The sequence below is a fragment of the Paraburkholderia acidiphila genome (assembly GCF_009789655.1).
In the GTDB taxonomy this organism is placed as follows: Bacteria; Pseudomonadota; Gammaproteobacteria; order Burkholderiales; family Burkholderiaceae; genus Paraburkholderia; species Paraburkholderia acidiphila.
In genome coordinates, this window is record NZ_CP046909.1 from 340925 (window position 1) to 358838 (window position 17914).

Consider the following 17914-nt stretch of genomic DNA (forward strand, 5'->3'; position numbering starts at 1 on the left):
GCATGCGGACGGCGGCAGGCGCGATCGATCGATTCCAGCAGCAGTCCCGGAGAACCTGATGAGTTATTTTCTGGACCGGTTGAAGTTCATGTCGCGCGTGAAGTCGACGTTTTCGAAGGGCCACGGCGCGGTGGTGAACGAGGACCGCAAATGGGAAGACGGCTATCGCAGCCGCTGGCAGCACGACAAGATCGTGCGCTCGACCCACGGCGTGAACTGCACGGGCTCGTGCTCGTGGAAGGTCTACGTGAAGAACGGCCTGATCACGTGGGAAACACAGCAGACGGACTACCCGCGCACGCGCGCGGACCTGCCCAATCACGAGCCGCGCGGCTGCCCGCGTGGCGCGTCGTATAGCTGGTATGTGTATTCCGCGCAGCGCGTGAAGTATCCGATGATTCGCGGCCGCCTGATCGAGATGTGGCGCGAGGCGCGCAAGACGCTCGGGGCGGTTCAGGCGTGGGCCTCGATCGTCGAGGACCCGAAGAAGGCTGCGCATTACAAGCGCGCGCGCGGCCAGGGCGGCTTCGTGCGCGCGGGCTGGGACACGGCCACCGAGATGATCGCGGCGGCCAACGCCTACACCATCGGCAAGTACGGCCCTGATCGCGTGGTGGGCTTCTCGCCCATTCCGGCGATGTCGATGGTCTCGTACGCCGCGGGCGCGCGTTATCTGAGCCTGATCGGCGGCGCGTGTCTCTCGTTCTACGACTGGTATTGCGATTTGCCGCCTTCCTCGCCGCAGGTGTGGGGCGAGCAGACCGACGTGCCCGAATCGGCCGACTGGTACAACTCCACGTATCTCATGGTGTGGGGTTCGAACGTGCCGCAAACGCGCACGCCCGACGCCCACTTCTACACCGAGGTCCGCTACAAGGGCACGAAGACGGTGGCCGTGTCGTCCGACTTCGGCGAGATGGTGAAATTTGGCGACATCTGGCTCGCGCCGAAGCAGGGCACCGACGCGGCGCTTGCGCTCGCGATGGGCCACGTCGTGCTCAAGGAGTTTCATGCCAGCGGGAAGTCGGCGTATTTCCGCGACTACGTGAAGCAGTACACCGACATGCCGATGCTCGTCACGCTCGCCGCGCGCGACGGCTCGCTCGTGCCGGACCAGTTCCTGCGGGCGTCGCAGCTCGCCGCGAATCTCGACGAAGCGAACAACCCGCAATGGAAGACGCTCGCGATCGATTCGACCACGGGCGACATCGTCGCGCCGAATGGCTCGATCGGATTCCGCTGGGGCGAGGGCGAGCACGACGGCGGCAAGAAGGTGGGCCGCTGGAACCTCGAAATGAAGGACGGCGGCAGCGGCCGCGAGATCGATCCGCGCCTCTCGCTTGTCGATCAGCATGACGAAGTGGTCGAGGTGGGTTTCCCGTACTTCGGCGGCGAACATGGCGCGCTGCTCGCGCGCCGCGTGCCCGTGAAGCGTGTGGTGCTGGCGGACGGCACGAGCGTGCGGGTGGCCACCGTATACGACCTGCAGATGGCCAACTACGGCGTCGACCAGGGCCTGGGCGGCCCGAACGTCGCGTCCTCCTATGACGATGACGTGCCTTGCACGCCCGCGTGGCAGGAGAAGCACACCACGGTGCCGCGCAAGCTCGTGATCCAGGTGGCGCGCGAGTTCGCCGACAACGCCGACCGCACGCGCGGCAAGAGCATGGTGATCGTGGGCGCGGCGCTCAATCACTGGTATCACAACGACATGATCTACCGCGGCATCATCAATCTGCTGATGATGTGCGGCTGTATCGGTCAGAGCGGCGGCGGCTGGGCGCATTACGTGGGTCAGGAAAAGCTGCGTCCGCAGTTCGGCTGGGCGCCGCTCGCGTTCGCGCTCGACTGGTCGCGCCCGCCGCGCCAGATGAACGGCACCTCGTTCTTCTACAACCACACGAGCCAGTGGCGTCACGAGAAGGTGAGCGTCGACGAGATACTCGGTCCTGGCGCCGACCGTGCGCGCTACAAGAACCTCTCGATGCTCGACCTCAACGCGAAGTCCGAGCGCATGGGGTGGCTGCCTTCCGCGCCGCAGCTGGGCGCGAATCCGCTCGACGTGGTGGACGCCGCGCAGCGCGCGGGCGTGCCGCCCGTGCAGTACACCGTCGATCAACTGAAGTCGGGCGCGTTGAACTTCGCCTGCGACGATCCCGACAATCCCGCGAACTTCCCGCGCAACATGTTCGTCTGGCGCTCGAACATCATGGGCAGTTCGGGCAAGGGCCACGAGTACTTCCTCAAGTACCTGCTCGGCACGCAGAACGCGCTGTTCGGCGACGAGGCCGACGCGATCAAGCCCTCGGAAGTGAACGTGCGCGAAGCGGCCGAAGGCAAGCTCGACCTGCTCACGGTACTCGACTTCCGCATGAGCACGACGTGCCTCTATGGCGATATCGTGCTGCCCTCGGCCACGTGGTACGAGAAGGACGACCTCAACACGTCCGACATGCACCCGTTCATCCATCCGCTTTCGGAGGCGGTGCAGCCGCTGTGGGAGAGCAAGACCGACTGGGAGATCTACAAGGTTATTGCGAAGAAGTTCTCGGAGATCGGCGGCGAACATCTGGGCAAGCGCACGGACCTCGTGTGCACGCCGCTCCTGCACGACACGCCGGGCGAACTCGGCCAGGCGTTCGAGCCGCAGGACTGGCGTCTTGGCGAATGCGATCTCATCCCGGGCAAGACCGCGCCTTCGATGACGCTCGTGGAACGCGACTACCGCGAGATCTACAACAAGTTCACCTCTGTCGGGCCGCTGCTCGAAAAGCTCGGTAACGGCGGCAAGGGCATCAACTGGAACACCGTGCACGAGGTGGGCGAATTCGCACAGCTCACGGGCATTCAGCAGGACCGCGGCGCGGCCGAAGGGCGCCCGCGTCTGGAAACGGCCATCGACGCCGCCGAGATGATCCTCACCTTTGCGCCCGAAACCAACGGCCATGTGGCGGTGAAGGCGTGGGACGCGCTCTCGAAGATCACGGGCCGCGATCACACGCATCTGGCCGAAGGCCGCGAGCACGACAAGATCCGTTTTCGCGACGTGCAGGCGCAGCCGCGCAAGATCATCTCCGCGCCGACGTGGTCGGGGCTCGAATCGGAAGAAGTGAGCTACAACGCCGGCTATACGAACGTGCACGAGCTGATTCCCTGGCGCACGCTCACGGGCCGCCAGCAGTTCTATCAGGATCACCGCTGGATGCTCGACTTCGGCGAGGGCCTGTGCAATTACAGGCCCGCCATCGACACGAAGACGACCTCGCCGATGCTCGGTGCGAAGCCCAACGGCGAGCATGAGCTTGTACTGAACTGGATCACGCCGCACCAGAAGTGGGGCATTCACTCCACCTACACCGACAACCTGCGCATGCTCACGCTTTCGCGCGGCGGCCCGCACGTGTGGGTTTCGGAAGCCGAGGCGAAGGAAGCGGGGCTCGTCGACAACGACTGGGTCGAAGTGTTCAACGTGAACGGCACGCTCACTGCGCGCGTCGTGGTGAGCCAGCGCGTGCCGCGCGGCATGTGCCTCATGTACCACGCGCAGGAAAAGATCATCAACGTTCCGGGCGCGGAAACGAGCGGCATGCGCGGCGGCATTCACAACTCGGTCACGCGCACGGTGCTCAAGCCCACGCACATGATCGGCGGCTACGCGCAGCTTGCGTACGGCTTCAACTACTACGGCACGGTCGGCAGCAATCGCGACGAGTACGTGATCGTGCGCAAGATGAAGAAGGTCGAGTGGCTGGAAGGCCCGATGAAGGAAGGAGCAGCATCATGAAAATCCGCGCCCAGGTGGCGATGGTCCTGAACCTCGACAAGTGCATCGGCTGCCATACGTGCTCCGTCACGTGCAAGAACGTGTGGACGTCACGCGACGGCGTCGAGTACGCGTGGTTCAACAACGTCGAGACGAAGCCCGGCATCGGCTATCCGAAGGAATGGGAGAACCAGGAGAAGTGGAACGGCGGCTGGGTGCGCAATTCAAACGGCAAGATCGAGCCGCGCCAGGGCCCCAGGCTCAAGGTGCTGGCCAACCTGTTCGCCAACCCGAACCTGCCCGGCATCGACGACTACTACGAGCCGTTCACGTACGACTACGAGCATCTGCAGAAGGCGGGTCTCTCGCAGACGCCGCCCACGGCACGCCCCGTGTCGGTCATCACCGGCAAGAAGATGGAGAAGATCCATTGGGGTCCTAACTGGGAAGACGACCTGGGCGGCGAGTTCTCGTCGCGCAGCCGCGACCAGCTCTTCGAGAACGTGCAAAAGGAGATGTACTCGAGCTTCGAGAACACCTTCATGATGTATCTGCCGCGCCTTTGCGAGCATTGCCTGAACCCCGCCTGCGTGGCGTCGTGCCCTTCGGGCTCGGTGTACAAGCGCGAAGACGACGGCATCGTGCTCGTCGATCAGGACAAGTGCCGTGGCTGGCGCATGTGCATCTCCGGTTGCCCGTACAAGAAGATGTACTTCAACTGGAAGAGCGGCAAGGCCGAGAAGTGCATCTTCTGCTATCCGCGCATCGAGGCGGGGCAGCCCACGGTGTGCTCGGAAACCTGCGTGGGCCGCATCCGCTATCTGGGCGTGATGCTCTACGACGCGGACCGCATCGGCGAGGCGGCATCGGTCGAGTCGCCGCAGGATCTGTACCAGTCGCAGCTCGATGTGTTCCTCGATCCGCACGATCCCGCCATCCAGGCCGAGGCGCGCCGACAGGGCGTGCCACAGAGCTGGCTCGACGCCGCCGTGCGCTCGCCCGTGTACCGCATGGCGGTCGAGTGGAAGATCGCGTTCCCGCTGCACCCCGAGTACCGCACGCTGCCGATGGTCTGGTACGTGCCGCCGCTCTCGCCGATCCAGTCCGCCGCGGACGCGGGCCATATCGGCATGGACGGCGTGATTCCCGACGTGGCGAGCCTGCGCATTCCCATGCGCTATCTCGCCAATCTGCTCACGGCCGGCGACGAGAAGCCCGTGATTTCAGCGCTCAACCGCATGCTGGCGATGCGCGCCTACAAACGCACCCAGGCCGTGGACGGCGTGAACGACAACGCGGTCCTCGCGCGCGCGGGCCTCACGCCCGAGCAGGTCGAGGACATGTATCGCACCATGGCGATCGCGAACTACGAGGACCGCTTCGTCGTGCCGTCGTCGCACAAGGAAATGGTCGAGGACTCGTTCAACGAGAAGGGCAGTTGCGGCTTCTCGTTCGGCAACGGCTGCTCGGGCGGCGTTTCCGAGGGCTCGCTGTTCGGCTCGAAGGTCGAAGGCAGCGTGGTGTACGTCGATATGCCGAAGTCGCGTCGCAAGGCGCCTTCGGAAACTTGAGTGCGAGGACCCCGTCATGTCGATTTATCCGGTTCTCTCCGCGCTGCTCGATTACCCCGAGCAGCCCTTGCTTGACGCGCTCGACGCGATCGATGCCGCGCTCGAAGCCGTCCCGAACGGGGCATTTGCCGCGCGCGAACTCGCGCCGCTCATCGCGGCGCTGCGTGAGCGCTCGCTCGTCGAGTCGCAGGAAGCGTACGTGGCCACGTTCGATCGCAATCCTCGCCACTCGCTGCATCTGTTCGAGCACGTGCACGGCGAGAGCCGCGCGCGCGGCCAGGCGATGGTCGATCTGCTCGACGAATACCGCAACCGTGGCTTCGACGTTGCGACGAACGAGCTGCCCGACTATGTGCCGCTCTTTCTCGAGGTGCTCGGCCTGATCGGCGAGCAGGAAGCGAGCGCGCTGCTTGGCGAGGCGATTCACGTGCTCGCGGCGCTCGGCAATCAGCTCGAGAAGAGTGAAAGCCCGTACTCCGGCATCTTCACTGTGCTGTGCGAGCTGAGCGATGTCGAACCGTTGCCGCTCGTGGGCGCGCCCGTGCGCGACATGGACGAGGCGCTCGAGCGCTTCGGCACCGGCGCCGACGGCGTCGAGCCGCTCATGCACGCGTTCGGCGCGAGCCATTCGCCGCAGGTCGTTCAATTCCACCCGCGTGCGGAGTTTGCCGCGGCCGCCGCGACGACTTCGGCTCGCTCCAGGGCTGCCTGCGCAAAGGAATCGCCATGAACACGTTCAATCAGTTTCTGTTCGGCATCTATCCGTATATTGCCGCCGCCATCTTTCTGTTCGGCAGTCTTGCGCGCTTCGAACGCGAGCAGTACACGTGGAAGGCGGACAGCTCGCAAATGCTCTATCGCGGGCATCTGCGCCTCGGCAACATTCTCTTTCACGTCGGCGTGCTCGGGCTTTTCTTCGGGCATCTGTTCGGTCTGCTTACGCCCGTCGCTGTCTGGGACTGGCTCGGCGTGCCGCACGCGGTCAAGCAGCTCGTGGCGATGGTCGCGGGCGGCGTGATGGGCTCGATGTGTCTCGTGGGCCTCGCGATCCTGCTGCACCGGCGGCTTTCGAACGCGCGCGTTTCGGCTGTGACGCGCGTGGGCGACAAGGTGCTGCTGTTGTGGCTGTTCGTCACGCTGCTGCTCGGGCTCTCCACCATCGGGGAATCGGCGAGCCATATGGACGGCGCAATGATGGTGCGGCTCATGACATGGGCGCAGCACATCGTCACGTTCCGCGGCGACGCCGCGAGCTACGTGGCCAACGCGCCGCTGATCTTCCGCCTGCACCTCTTCATGGGCATGACGCTGTTCGTGATCTTCCCGTTCACGCGCCTCGTGCACGTGTGGAGCGGCTTCGCCTCGGTCACCTACCTCTCTCGCGCCTGGCAGCTCGTACGCAGCCGTTAGCCGCCGATGTTTGCCTCTGGACGGCCGTGGGGATCGGTCGTTCTTCGCGGGGAGCGAGCCACACTCGCCGTCCCCGCTTTTTTCACAATGGGCACGGGACGGTGGGTACGGGACGGATGACGGCGCAACGTGCTCGCCGGGACTCGCCCCGGAGAGACTGGCGATCTGCTGCATAGTGTCGCAGTTGGCCGGGCGGAGCGCGACATGGCGCGCGATCGGCGGTGCTCCGTCAGATAATGTAGGGTACTGGCGCAGCCGTCTCGGCGCAGCCGATTCCCGGTACCGGCCATGACTTCGTCTTCCGATTCCGCAACCGCTTCTGCAGGATGTGCCGGCGTGCCGGCCGCGCCGTTCCCGAAGCGGCTCTCCACGCGCATCGTCGTGCTTTCCACCGTTGCGCTCGCGCTCGTGCTCGCGATGATCAGCGGCACGCTCTGGCTCTCCTGGCAGCTCGAAGGCGGCGGCGCCGCGATCAACGACGCAGGCAGCCTGCGCATGCGCGCGAACGCGGTGGCGATCGCGTTGTGGGAAGCCCGCACCGGCAAGCCGGCGCAAGTCGACGCCCAGATGCGCCAGCTCGACGACACGCTGCGCGAATTGCGCGACGGCGATCCCGCGCGGCCGCTCTTTCTTCCCGCCGATGCCGGCATCCACGCACAGTTCGAACGCGTCGCGACGGCATGGAACCAGGCGCTCAAGCCCGCTGCGCTGAACGACCTCGCCGCGAGCGGCGGCGAGCCCTCGACCTACATCGGCCTCTTGCCCGGCTTCGTCGACGAGGCGAACCGGCTCGTGAGCCTGATCGAGCGCGAGAACGCGCGCAAGACCGCGTGGCTGCGCATTTCGCAGGTCGCGCTCGCGGCGCTTTCGTGCGTGGGCACGCTGGCGATCGTCTATCTGCTCTACCAGTGGTTCGTGGCGCCCGTGCAGCGCTTGCAGGACGGCCTTGCGCGCATCGAGGCACAGGAGTTCGACACGCGGTTGCCGGTTGAAACATATGACGAATTCGGCCATCTCACCGAGGGCTTCAACCGCATGGTCGCGGAGCTGCAGGCGCTGTACCAGGACCTGGCCGGCCGCGTGGACGCCAAGACCGCGCAACTGGCCGCGCAGAACCGCGAACTCGCCACGCTCTACGAAATGGCGGCGTTCCTGAACACACCCGGCCCGGCGGAAAGCCTGTGCCACGATTTCCTTACGCGCGTGATGCGCGAATTCGACGCCGACGGCGGCACGGTGCGCGTCGTTTCGCCTGACGATGGCAATCTGCATCTGCTCGTGTCCGAAGGCATGCCCGAATCGATCACGCGCGAGGAGCAGTGCATGCCGGCGGCGGACTGCACGTGCGGCGGCGCAACGGCGCAGGCGCCGGTCGTATTTGGCCTGATGGCGCAGCAAGGCGCGCCGGCGGGCAGCAAGGAAAGCGGCACTTTCATGCAGCGCTGCCTGAAGGCTGGCTTCGTGAGCGTCGCGGTGTCGGCGATCGTCGCGCAGAACGAGACGCTCGGCACGTTCTCGCTGCACTTCCGGCGCGAGCGCGAGATCCCGCCATCGGGTGTCCAGTTGCTGCAGACGCTCGGCCGCCACCTCGGCGTCGCGCTCATGAACCGGCGGCTCGTGGCGCTCGGGCGCCAGCTCGCCGTATCCGAGGAACGCAATCTCGTCGCCCAGGGGCTGCACGACAGCATCGCGCAAGGCCTGAGTTTCCTGAAGATGCAGGTGCACCTGCTCGACGGCGCGGCGCAGCGGGGCGATCTCGACGAGATTCGCGAGATCGTGCCGCTTCTCGCGGGCGGCGTGGAGGAAAGCTACGACGACGTGCGCGAGCTGCTGCTGAATTTCCGCACGAAGCTCAGCCCAGGCAAGCTGCGGCTCGCGGTGGAGGACACCGTGGCGCGCTTTCGCCGCCAGTCGGATGCCGAGCTGACGCTCGACTATCGCGACGAAGGCGGCCCGCCGCTGCCGCCCGACCAGCAGTTGCAGGTGCTGTTCGTGCTGCAGGAGGCGCTCTCGAACGCGCGCAAGCATGCAGAGGCGCTGCGCGTTCAGGTGAGCGTCGTGAACGCTCGCGACTTCCATCTCACGATCGAGGACGACGGCGTGGGCTACGATCCCGCCGAAATCGCCTCGCGGGGCGAATCGCACGTGGGCTTTCACATCATGCGCGAGCGTGCGAGACGTCTTGCCGCCGTGCTCACGCTCGAGAGCGCGCCTGGCCGCGGCTCGCGCGTCGAACTGGTGCTGCCCGCCGCGAGCCGCATGGCCGCGTGAACGTGGCCATGACGTTACGATCAGACTCACAACACCGCGACACATCGCAACACGACAACGATCCCCATGACCATACGCATCCTGCTCATCGACGATCACACGCTCTTTCGCTCGGGCGTGAGCGCGCTCCTGCAGCGCCAGCCGGACCTGGACGTGGTGGGCGAGGCGTCGGACGGCGTGGAAGGCGTCAAGCGCGCGAAGCAGCACTTGCCTGACGTCATCCTGCTCGACCTGAACATGCCGGGCCTCTCGGGGCTCGAAACGCTGCAACTGCTCGTGGAAGACCTGCCAGATACGGCGGTCGTGATGCTCACCGTCTCCGAGGAAGCCGACGAACTCACCGCCGCAATGCGCGCAGGCGCGCGTGGTTTCCTGCTCAAGAGCATCGACGCCGACGCGCTGGTGGCGGCGATCCGCAAGGCCGCGAGCGGTCAGCCGGTCATTACCGAGCACATGACGGCGAAGCTCGTGGAGCAGATGCGCAAGCCCGCGCATTCGGCCAGCGCAACCGGCGCACCGGGCGGCGCGCGGGCGAGCGCGGAGACGCTTACGGCGCGCGAGCGCGACATCGTGCGCGAACTGGCGCGCGGCGCGAGCAACAAGGAGATTGCTCGCACGCTCGACCTGGCGGAGAGCACCGTGAAGATTCACGTGCGCAACATTCTGCGCAAGCTGGGCCTCACGAGCCGGGTGCAGGTGGCGATCTATGCAATCGAGCACGACGGCATGACCGACGTGCCCGGCGAGCCGCGCGGGCGCTGAACGCCGCGCGCGGGCCTGTGACAAGGCGGCTCAGACGAGCCGCAGATAGATGAGTTCGCGCTTGATGTACGCGTAAAAAATCGGCGCGGCGATCACGCCTTGAATGCCGAACGCGGCTTCCATTACGAGCATCGCGACGAGCAGCTCCCACGTGCGCGCCTCGATCTGGCCGCCCACGATGCGCGCGTTCAGGAAGTACTCGAGCTTGTGGATCAGGATGAGGAACACGAGCGCCGTGACCGCCGCCGGCAGGCTCACGGTGAGCGCAATGGCGACGATCAGCGTGTTCGAGATCAGGTTGCCGATCACCGGCAGCAGACCCACCACGAAGGTCACCACGACCAGCATCTTCGCAAGCGGCAGCGGCGCGTGAAACACCGGCAGCGCGAGCAGGAGGAAGAGGCCGGTGAACACCGTGTTGATGGCCGAAATCTTCACCTGCGCGAACACGATGCGGCGGAACGCGTCGGCGAAACGCGCCACGCGTGTGACGAACGCCGTGGAAAGCGGCAGCCGCGTGGCGTTCTTCTGCGCGCCGATGGCAATGATCGCGCCGATGATCATGCCGATCACGATATGACCGAAGATACGCGCGGCGTTCTTGCCGCCCTGGCCGAGCTGGGTGGCGTGCTCGTGCATGAGCGCGAGCGCCTTGAGCTTCATCTGGGCGACGTCCACGGGCAGATAGGCGGCAATGGACTCGGGAATGCGGCCGCGCGCCTGATCGACGAACGTCATCATCTGCGCCATGACTTTCTGCACGCTCGGCACGTCGCTTTCGAACTGCTCGATCACGCCCACGGTAAGCCCCGTGAGGATGCCCACGATCACGATGGAAACCAGCACCACGGAGAGCCAGCGTGCGCGGCTGCTCGACATGCGCCGCTCGATGAGCGGCGAAATGGTATGCACGAGCTGGAAGACGAGCATGCCCGCGAGCAGCGCGCCGAGCAGGTTCAGGTGCAGCACCGCCAGCATGCCGGCGAGCGCGGCCACATAGCTGCCGATCTCCACCGCCGAAAGCTTAGGCAGGCTCATGTCGCTCGTGAGCCTGACCGGCCTTGGCCGAAGGTCGCGCACCTGTTTATCTTCTGTCGCTTCGTTGCGCTTGACCATGTTGGGTGTATTCCGTCTCCAAACTTCGGGGGCGCACGCGCCCCCGACCCGTTGTTGCTGCAGCTATTTCTACTGCTAAATTTCCGGCCTCGTTACCTGAGCGCCTGGCGGGTCACTTTCCCGTGGCCGTGTCCAGCGCGGCAATCTGGCGCTTGAGCAGCGGTGCGAGATAGCGGCCCGTGAAGCTTGCCTTCGATTTCGCCACCTGTTCGGGCGTCCCCTGGGCCACGATCTGCCCACCGCCCGCGCCGCCTTCCGGTCCCATGTCCACGACCCAGTCGGCGGTTTTGATTACATCGAGATTATGCTCGATGATGACCACCGTGTTGCCCTGATCTCGAAGCCGGTGAATCACTTCCAGCAAAAGTGCGATGTCGTGGAAGTGGAGGCCGGTGGTCGGCTCGTCGAGTATATACAGCGTGCGGCCCGTATCCCGCTTGGAAAGTTCGAGCGAAAGCTTCACGCGCTGCGCCTCGCCGCCCGAGAGCGTGGTGGCCGACTGGCCAAGGCGGATATAGCCGAGGCCGACGTCCAGTAGCGTCTTGAGCTTGCGCGCCACCACCGGCACCGCCTTGAAGAACTCGTAGGCGGCTTCGACCGTCATGTCGAGCACTTCGCTGATGTTCCGGCCCTTGTATTGAATCTCCAGCGTTTCGCGGTTGTAGCGCTTGCCGTGGCAGACGTCGCAGGGCACGTACACGTCAGGCAGGAAGTGCATTTCCACCTTCAGCACGCCGTCGCCCTGGCAGCTTTCGCAGCGCCCGCCCTTCACGTTGAACGAGAAGCGGCCCGACTCGTAGCCGCGCTCCTTGGCGGCCGGCACGCCCGCGAACAACTCGCGGATGGGCGTGAAGAGGCCCGTGTAGGTCGCCGGGTTCGAGCGCGGCGTGCGGCCGATCGGCGACTGGTCGACGTTGATGACCTTGTCGAAGTGCTCGAGGCCCTCGATCGCCTCGAACGGCGCCGGTTCCGCCGACGATCCATACAGATGCTGCGACACGGCGTGATACAGCGTGTCGTTGATGAGCGTGGACTTGCCCGAGCCCGAAACGCCCGTCACGCAGGTGAGCAGGCCCACCGGCAGGTCGAGCGTGACGTGCTTGAGATTGTTGCCGCTCGCCTCGACGATGCGCAGGTGGCGATCGCCGGGCTCGATGCGCTCGTCGGGATAGTCGATGCGGCGCGCGCCCGACAGGTACTGGCCCGTCATCGAGGCGGGATCGTGTTCGACTTCGCCCGGCGTGCCTTGTGCAATCACCATGCCGCCGTGCTCGCCGGCGCCCGGGCCCATGTCGACCACGTAGTCGGCCATGCGGATCATGTCCTCGTCGTGCTCGACGACGATCACCGAATTGCCGAGGTCGCGCAGATGCTTGAGCGTGGAAATCAGGCGGTCGTTGTCGCGCTGATGCAGGCCGATGGACGGTTCGTCGAGCACGTACATCACGCCCGTCAAGCCCGAACCGATTTGCGAGGCGAGGCGAATGCGCTGTGCCTCGCCGCCGGAAAGCGTCTCGGCGCTGCGTTCGAGCGACAGATAGTCGAGCCCGACGTTGTTGAGGAACATGAGGCGCGCGACGATTTCCTTGACCACCTTGTCGGCGATCTCGCGCTTGGCGCCTTCGAGGCGCAGCGTCTGGAAGTAGCCGAGCGTGTCGCGCAGCGGCCAGCCGCTCACTTCGTAGATGGCGCGCGCCTCTTCACCCGCACCGATGCGCACGAAGCGCGCTTCGCGGCGCAGACGCGTGCCTTCGCAGTGCGGGCAGGCCTGGTTGTTCTGGTACTTCGAAAGCTCCTCGCGCACGGCGGCCGAGTCGGTCTCGCGGTAGCGGCGCTCGAGGTTCGGGATGATCCCTTCGAATACGTGCTCGCGCACCGACGTGCGGCCGCGCTCGTTGATGTACGAGAACGGAATCTCCTGCTTGCCCGAGCCGTAGAGCAGGATCTTGCGCACTTTCTCCGGCAATTCCTCGAACGCGGTGTCGATGTCGAAGTCGTAGAACGCGGCGAGACTCTGCAGCATCTGGAAGTAGAACTGGTTGCGCCGGTCCCAGCCCTTCACGGCGCCCGCCGCGAGCGAAAGGGACGGGTGCGCCACCACCCGCTTCGGATCGAAAAACGTGATCTGGCCGAGGCCGTCGCACTCGGGGCACGCGCCCATCGGGTTGTTGAACGAGAAGAGGCGCGGCTCCAGTTCCGGCAGCGAGTACGAGCAGATCGGGCAGGCGAATTTGGAGCTGAACAGGTGCTCCTTGTTCGTGTCCATTTCGAGCGCGATGGCGCGGCCGTCGGCTAAGCGCAGCGCGGTTTCGAACGACTCCGCGAGACGCTGCTTCATGTCGGGGCGCACCTTCAGGCGGTCCACCACCACGTCGATGGTGTGGCGCTCGCTCTTCTTGAGCTTGGGCAGCGACTCCACCTCGTAGATCTTCGCTTCCCCTTCGTTGGCCGTGCCGCCGCCCGAACGCACCCGAAAACGCACGAAACCCTGCGCCTGCATGTCGTCGAAGAGCTCGGCGTGCTCCCCCTTGCGGTCCACGATCACGGGCGCGAGGATCATCAGCTTCGTTTCTTCGGGCAGCGCGAGTGCGGCGTCCACCATCTGCGAGACGCTTTGCGACTCCAGCGGAATCTCGTGGTCCGGGCAGTAGGGTGTGCCGATGCGTGCGTACAGCAGCCGCAGATAGTCGTGGATCTCGGTGACGGTGCCCACCGTCGAGCGCGGGTTGTGCGACGTCGCCTTCTGCTCGATGGAAATTGCCGGCGACAGACCCTCGATCAGGTCGACGTCGGGCTTCTCCATGAGCTGCAGGAACTGGCGCGCGTAAGCCGAGAGGCTTTCCACGTAGCGGCGCTGGCCTTCTGCGTAGAGCGTGTCGAACGCCAGTGAGGACTTGCCCGAGCCCGACAGCCCGGTGATCACCACGAGCTTGTGGCGCGGCAGGTCCAGATTGACGTTCTTCAGGTTGTGGGTTCGGGCCCCACGGATACGGATCTGTTCCATGAACCTGCGGGAGAAAGGGAAACCAAACCTGCTACTATAACGACTTTTCCAGACCGCCGTTACGGCTTGCTGACGGTCTTTGAAAGGGCCCGGAGCGGCAAGTGCAAGGGCCTCGAAAGAGGCGCGTCAGGGAGCGTCCCGGTCAACAAACGTGCGGGCCTTCGCGGTCCAAACACATAACGCTCCGATGTCCTCCAATTCACCCGCTACATCCTCACGCATGAGCGCGCCCGAACTGCGCGCGACCGTATCGCTCGCGGCGATCTTCGCGCTGCGCATGCTCGGTCTCTTCATGATCATGCCGGTGTTTTCCGTCTATGCGAAAACTATCCCCGGCGGCGATAACCTTCTGCTGGTCGGCATCGCACTCGGCGCGTACGGCGTCACACAATCGCTTCTCTATATTTTCTACGGCTGGGTGTCGGACATGGTGGGCAGAAAGCCCGTCATCGCCACCGGCCTCGTCATCTTCGCGATCGGCAGCTTCGTCGCGGCGGGCGCGCACGACATGCTGTGGATCATCGTCGGCCGCGTGATTCAGGGCATGGGCGCCGTTTCTTCGGCGGTGCTCGCGTTCATCGCCGATCTGACCGCCGAGGAGCACCGCACCAAGGCCATGGCGATGGTGGGCGGCTCGATCGGCATGTCGTTCGCCGTGGCCATCGTCGGTGCGCCGATCGTGTTCCACTGGGTCGGCATGAGCGGCCTGTTCGCGCTGGTCGGCGTGTTCTCGATTCTCGCGGTCGGCGTGGTGATCTGGGTCGTGCCCGATGCGCCCCACAAGCCCGTGCACGTGCGCGCCCCATTTGCCGAGGTGCTGCACAACGTGGAACTGCTGCGCCTGAACTTCGGCGTGCTGGTGCTGCACGCCACGCAAACGGCGCTCTTTCTCGTCGTGCCGCGCCTGCTCGTCGACGCGGGCCTGCCGGTCGCGTCGCACTGGAAAATCTATCTGCCTGTCATGGGCCTGGCGTTCGTCATGATGGTGCCGGCCATCATCGTCGCGGAGAAGCGGGGCAAGATGAAGGCCGTGCTCGTTTCTGCGATCGGTCTTATCCTGATCGGCCAGCTTTTGCTCGGCTCGCTCGCGCATACACTTGTCATCGTGTCGGCTGTGCTGTTCGTGTACTTCCTGGGCTTCAATATTCTGGAGGCTTCGCAGCCTTCGCTCGTCTCGAAGCTCGCGCCTGGCAACCGCAAGGGCGCGGCCACGGGCGTGTACAACACCACGCAGTCGATCGGGCTCGCGCTCGGCGGCGTGGTGGGCGGGTATCTGCTCAAGCACGAGGGCGCGAGCGCCGTGTTTTACGCGTGTTCGGGCCTCGTCTTGTGCTGGCTTATAATCGCGGCCAATATGAAGGCGCCGCCCAAGCGGGCTGAAAAGCGGGCTTGAAGCCTGGCGGGCCTGAGTTAGAACCAACGGTTCACAGCAACGCAATTCGCGGAGGCGGTCCGCGACCGGGGAAGGCGCTCGACACATATCGGGCGCTATCCGGCGCGTACCGCGCGGCCGCTCCTCGCAACGGAATCAAACAGGAGAAATTCATGGCATCCGTGAACAAGGTGATCCTCGTCGGCAACCTCGGCGCCGAGCCGGAAGTGCGCTATCTGCCGAGCGGCGACGCGGTGGCGAACATCCGCCTCGCGACGACCGACCGCTACAAGGACAAGGCGTCCGGCGAGTTCAAGGAAATGACCGAATGGCACCGTGTGTCGTTCTTCGGGCGTCTGGCCGAGATCGTCTCGGAATACCTGAAGAAGGGCTCGTCGGTGTATATCGAAGGCCGCATCCGCACGCGCAAGTGGCAAGCGCAGGACGGCACCGACCGTTACTCGACGGAAATCGTCGCCGACCAGATGCAGATGCTGGGCGGCCGCAGCGGCGGCGCGTCGGCGGGCAGCGACATGGGCGACGACGGCGGCTACAGCCAGCAATCCGCTCCGCGTGGCGGTGGCCGCGCGTCGGGCGGCGGCGGCGCGCCGCGTTCGAGCGGTGGCGGTGCGGGCGGCGGCGCAGGTGGCGGCCGTTCGAGCGCGCCGGCTGGCGGCGGCTTCGACGAGATGGACGACGATATTCCGTTCTAAAGCGTCCGCACGTATTTGCTGGGCGTGAAGCCCCGGTTCGACCGCAAGGTCGAGCCGGGGCTTTTTATTTGTCCGCGCGAACCGGGCGCCGACCCGCTGCGGCGTTTTCGCGCACACGGTCGCTTCTTCGCCTGAAGCGACACGTTTTCTGATTTTTGTCACGGCAAAACTCCCGCCGGCGCGCCATCATCCAAAAGATGCATTTATTTTGCATCTTATAGGACTGCTCGCGCCGTCACCCTACAAGGAAAAGGAGAAAGCCGTGTTTTGCTATCAATGTGAACAGACCGACCGCACCCAGGCCACCCCGGGGTGCGCCTCGGCGAGAGGCAACTGCGGCAAGGACGCTACGACTGCGGATCTGCAAGACCTGCTGATCTATGCCGCGAAGGGCATCGCCCAGTATGGCGCGCTCGCGCGCGGCCTTGGCAGTCCCGATCGCGAAGCCGACCGCTTCATGCTCTATGCGCTGTTCACGACGCTCACCAACGTCAACTTCAACGCCAGCCGTTTCGTGGCGATGCTGCGTGAGGCCGCGCAACATCGCGATCGCGTGAAGTCGACCTGCGACGCGCTCGCGCTCGCGCAAGGTGTTGCCGCCGCGCAGCCGGGCGGCGCGGCGCTCTGGCAACCGGGCAACGATCTCGCCGAACTGCAGGCGCAAGCCGCGCTAGTCGGCATCAAGGCTGGCCTGCCGCAGGTGGGCGAGGATGTCGTGGGCTTGCGCGCCCTCGTGCTCTACGGTCTCAAGGGCGTGTGTGCATACGCCCATCACGCGCGCGTGCTCGGTTACGAGAGCGAGGAAGTCTACGCGGGCGTCGAAGCCGCACTCGTCTTTCTCGCGAGCGAACCGGCGCAGGCGGGCGACCTGCTCGAGCACGCACTTGCGCTCGGCAACCTGAACCTGAAGGTGATGGAACTGCTCGACGCGGCGAACACGGGCCGCTTCGGCATGCCCGAACCCACTGCCGTGCGCGTGACGCCGGCCGCAGGCAAGGCCATTCTGGTTTCGGGCCACGATCTCGGCGATCTGGAGGCGCTGCTCGAAGCGACCCAGGGCGCCGGTGTGCAGATCTACACGCACGGCGAAATGCTGCCCGCGCATGCTTACCCGAAGCTCAAGGCGTATGCGCATCTCGCCGGCAATTACGGCGGCGCCTGGCAGGATCAGCAATCGGACTTCGCGAACTTCCCCGGCCCGATCCTGATGACGTCCAACTGCCTGATCGAGCCGCTGCCGCAATACCGTCAGCGCATCTTCACGACGGGCCCGGTGGGTTGGGCGGGCGTGCGCCATCTCGAACATCATGCGTTCGCCCCGGTCGTGCAGGCCGCGCTTGCGCTGCCGGGCTTCCGCGAGACGGCGCCCGAGGAAACCATCACCATTGGCTTTGCGCGCAACACAGTGCTCGGCGTGGCCGACAAGGTGATCGACGCCGTGAAGGCCGGCCAGATCCGCCACTTCTTCCTGATCGGCGGCTGCGACGGCGCCGCGCCTGGCCGCAACTACTACACGGAGTTCGCGCAGGGTGCGCCCAGCGACACCGTCGTCATGACGCTCGGCTGCAACAAGTACCGCTTCAATCGTCACGATTTCGGCGACATCGGCGGCATTCCACGGTTGCTCGATCTGGGCCAGTGCAACGACAGCTACTCGGCGATCCAGATCGCCATCGCGCTCTCGAAGGCCTTTGACTGCGGCGTGAACGATCTGCCGCTCACGCTCGTGGTGTCGTGGTTCGAGCAGAAAGCCGCCGCGGTGCTGCTCACGCTGCTCGCGCTCGGCCTGCGCAACATCCATCTCGGACCTACGCTGCCCGCCTTCCTCACGCCGAACGTTCTCGACATTCTCGTCAAGCAGTTCGGCATCTCGCCGATCGGCGACGCGCAAGCGGACCTGCACGCGGCGCTCGCACGCAAGGCCGCTTGAGC

11 protein-coding genes are annotated in these 17914 nt (G+C 65.3%); 9 read left to right on the plus strand and 2 right to left on the minus strand.

Annotation, left to right across the window (positions count from 1 at the left end; all coding sequences use genetic code 11):
• Positions 1 to 58 precede the first annotated feature (58 nt).
• The 6 genes from FAZ97_RS01605 (at position 59) to FAZ97_RS01630 (ending at position 9777) form a co-directional block, all read left to right on the plus strand.
• The gene (locus FAZ97_RS01605) at positions 59 to 3784 is read left to right on the plus strand and encodes a nitrate reductase subunit alpha (protein WP_158756878.1); all 3726 of its coding nucleotides are present in this window, start codon (positions 59 to 61) and stop codon (positions 3782 to 3784) included.
• Complete coding sequence (gene narH, locus FAZ97_RS01610) at positions 3781 to 5334, plus strand: nitrate reductase subunit beta (protein WP_158756879.1); 1554 nt, start codon at positions 3781 to 3783, stop codon at positions 5332 to 5334. Before FAZ97_RS01605 ends, narH begins: the two co-directional genes overlap by 4 nt.
• A gap of 16 nt (positions 5335 to 5350) precedes the next feature.
• On the plus strand, positions 5351 to 6064 hold the full coding sequence (gene narJ / locus FAZ97_RS01615; RefSeq protein WP_158756880.1) for a nitrate reductase molybdenum cofactor assembly chaperone: 714 nt from the start codon (positions 5351 to 5353) through the stop codon (positions 6062 to 6064).
• A complete protein-coding gene (narI, locus tag FAZ97_RS01620) occupies positions 6061 to 6744 on the plus strand; it encodes a respiratory nitrate reductase subunit gamma (protein WP_158756881.1) in 684 nt (227 codons plus the stop codon). The genes narJ and narI overlap by 4 nt, the downstream gene beginning before the upstream one ends.
• Before the next feature lie 288 nt (positions 6745 to 7032).
• Positions 7033 to 9015, plus strand: a complete 1983-nt coding sequence (locus FAZ97_RS01625) for a type IV pili methyl-accepting chemotaxis transducer N-terminal domain-containing protein (RefSeq protein ID WP_158756882.1) — start codon at positions 7033 to 7035, stop codon at positions 9013 to 9015.
• Between the two features lie 66 nt (positions 9016 to 9081).
• On the plus strand, positions 9082 to 9777 hold the full coding sequence (locus FAZ97_RS01630) for a response regulator (protein ID WP_158756883.1): 696 nt from the start codon (positions 9082 to 9084) through the stop codon (positions 9775 to 9777).
• Positions 9778 to 9807: 30 nt separating this feature from the next.
• On the opposite strand, the gene FAZ97_RS01635 is transcribed toward FAZ97_RS01630, so the two are convergent.
• Both FAZ97_RS01635 and uvrA read right to left on the minus strand, forming a co-directional pair.
• On the minus strand, positions 9808 to 10893 hold the full coding sequence (locus FAZ97_RS01635; protein WP_158756884.1) for an AI-2E family transporter: 1086 nt from the start codon (positions 10891 to 10893) through the stop codon (positions 9808 to 9810).
• Positions 10894 to 11005: 112 nt separating this feature from the next.
• Positions 11006 to 13897, minus strand: a complete 2892-nt coding sequence (uvrA, locus tag FAZ97_RS01640; RefSeq protein ID WP_158756885.1) for an excinuclease ABC subunit UvrA — start codon at positions 13895 to 13897, stop codon at positions 11006 to 11008.
• Positions 13898 to 14084: 187 nt separating this feature from the next.
• On the opposite strand from uvrA, the gene FAZ97_RS01645 reads away from it, so the two are divergent.
• The 3 genes from FAZ97_RS01645 (at position 14085) to hcp (ending at position 17912) form a co-directional block, all read left to right on the plus strand.
• Complete coding sequence (locus FAZ97_RS01645; RefSeq protein WP_407671787.1) at positions 14085 to 15290, plus strand: MFS transporter; 1206 nt, start codon at positions 14085 to 14087, stop codon at positions 15288 to 15290.
• Positions 15291 to 15442: 152 nt separating this feature from the next.
• A complete protein-coding gene (locus FAZ97_RS01650; protein ID WP_158756887.1) occupies positions 15443 to 15982 on the plus strand; it encodes a single-stranded DNA-binding protein in 540 nt (179 codons plus the stop codon).
• Positions 15983 to 16244: 262 nt separating this feature from the next.
• Complete coding sequence (hcp, locus tag FAZ97_RS01655) at positions 16245 to 17912, plus strand: hydroxylamine reductase (protein ID WP_158756888.1); 1668 nt, start codon at positions 16245 to 16247, stop codon at positions 17910 to 17912.
• Positions 17913 to 17914: the final 2 nt, after the last annotated feature.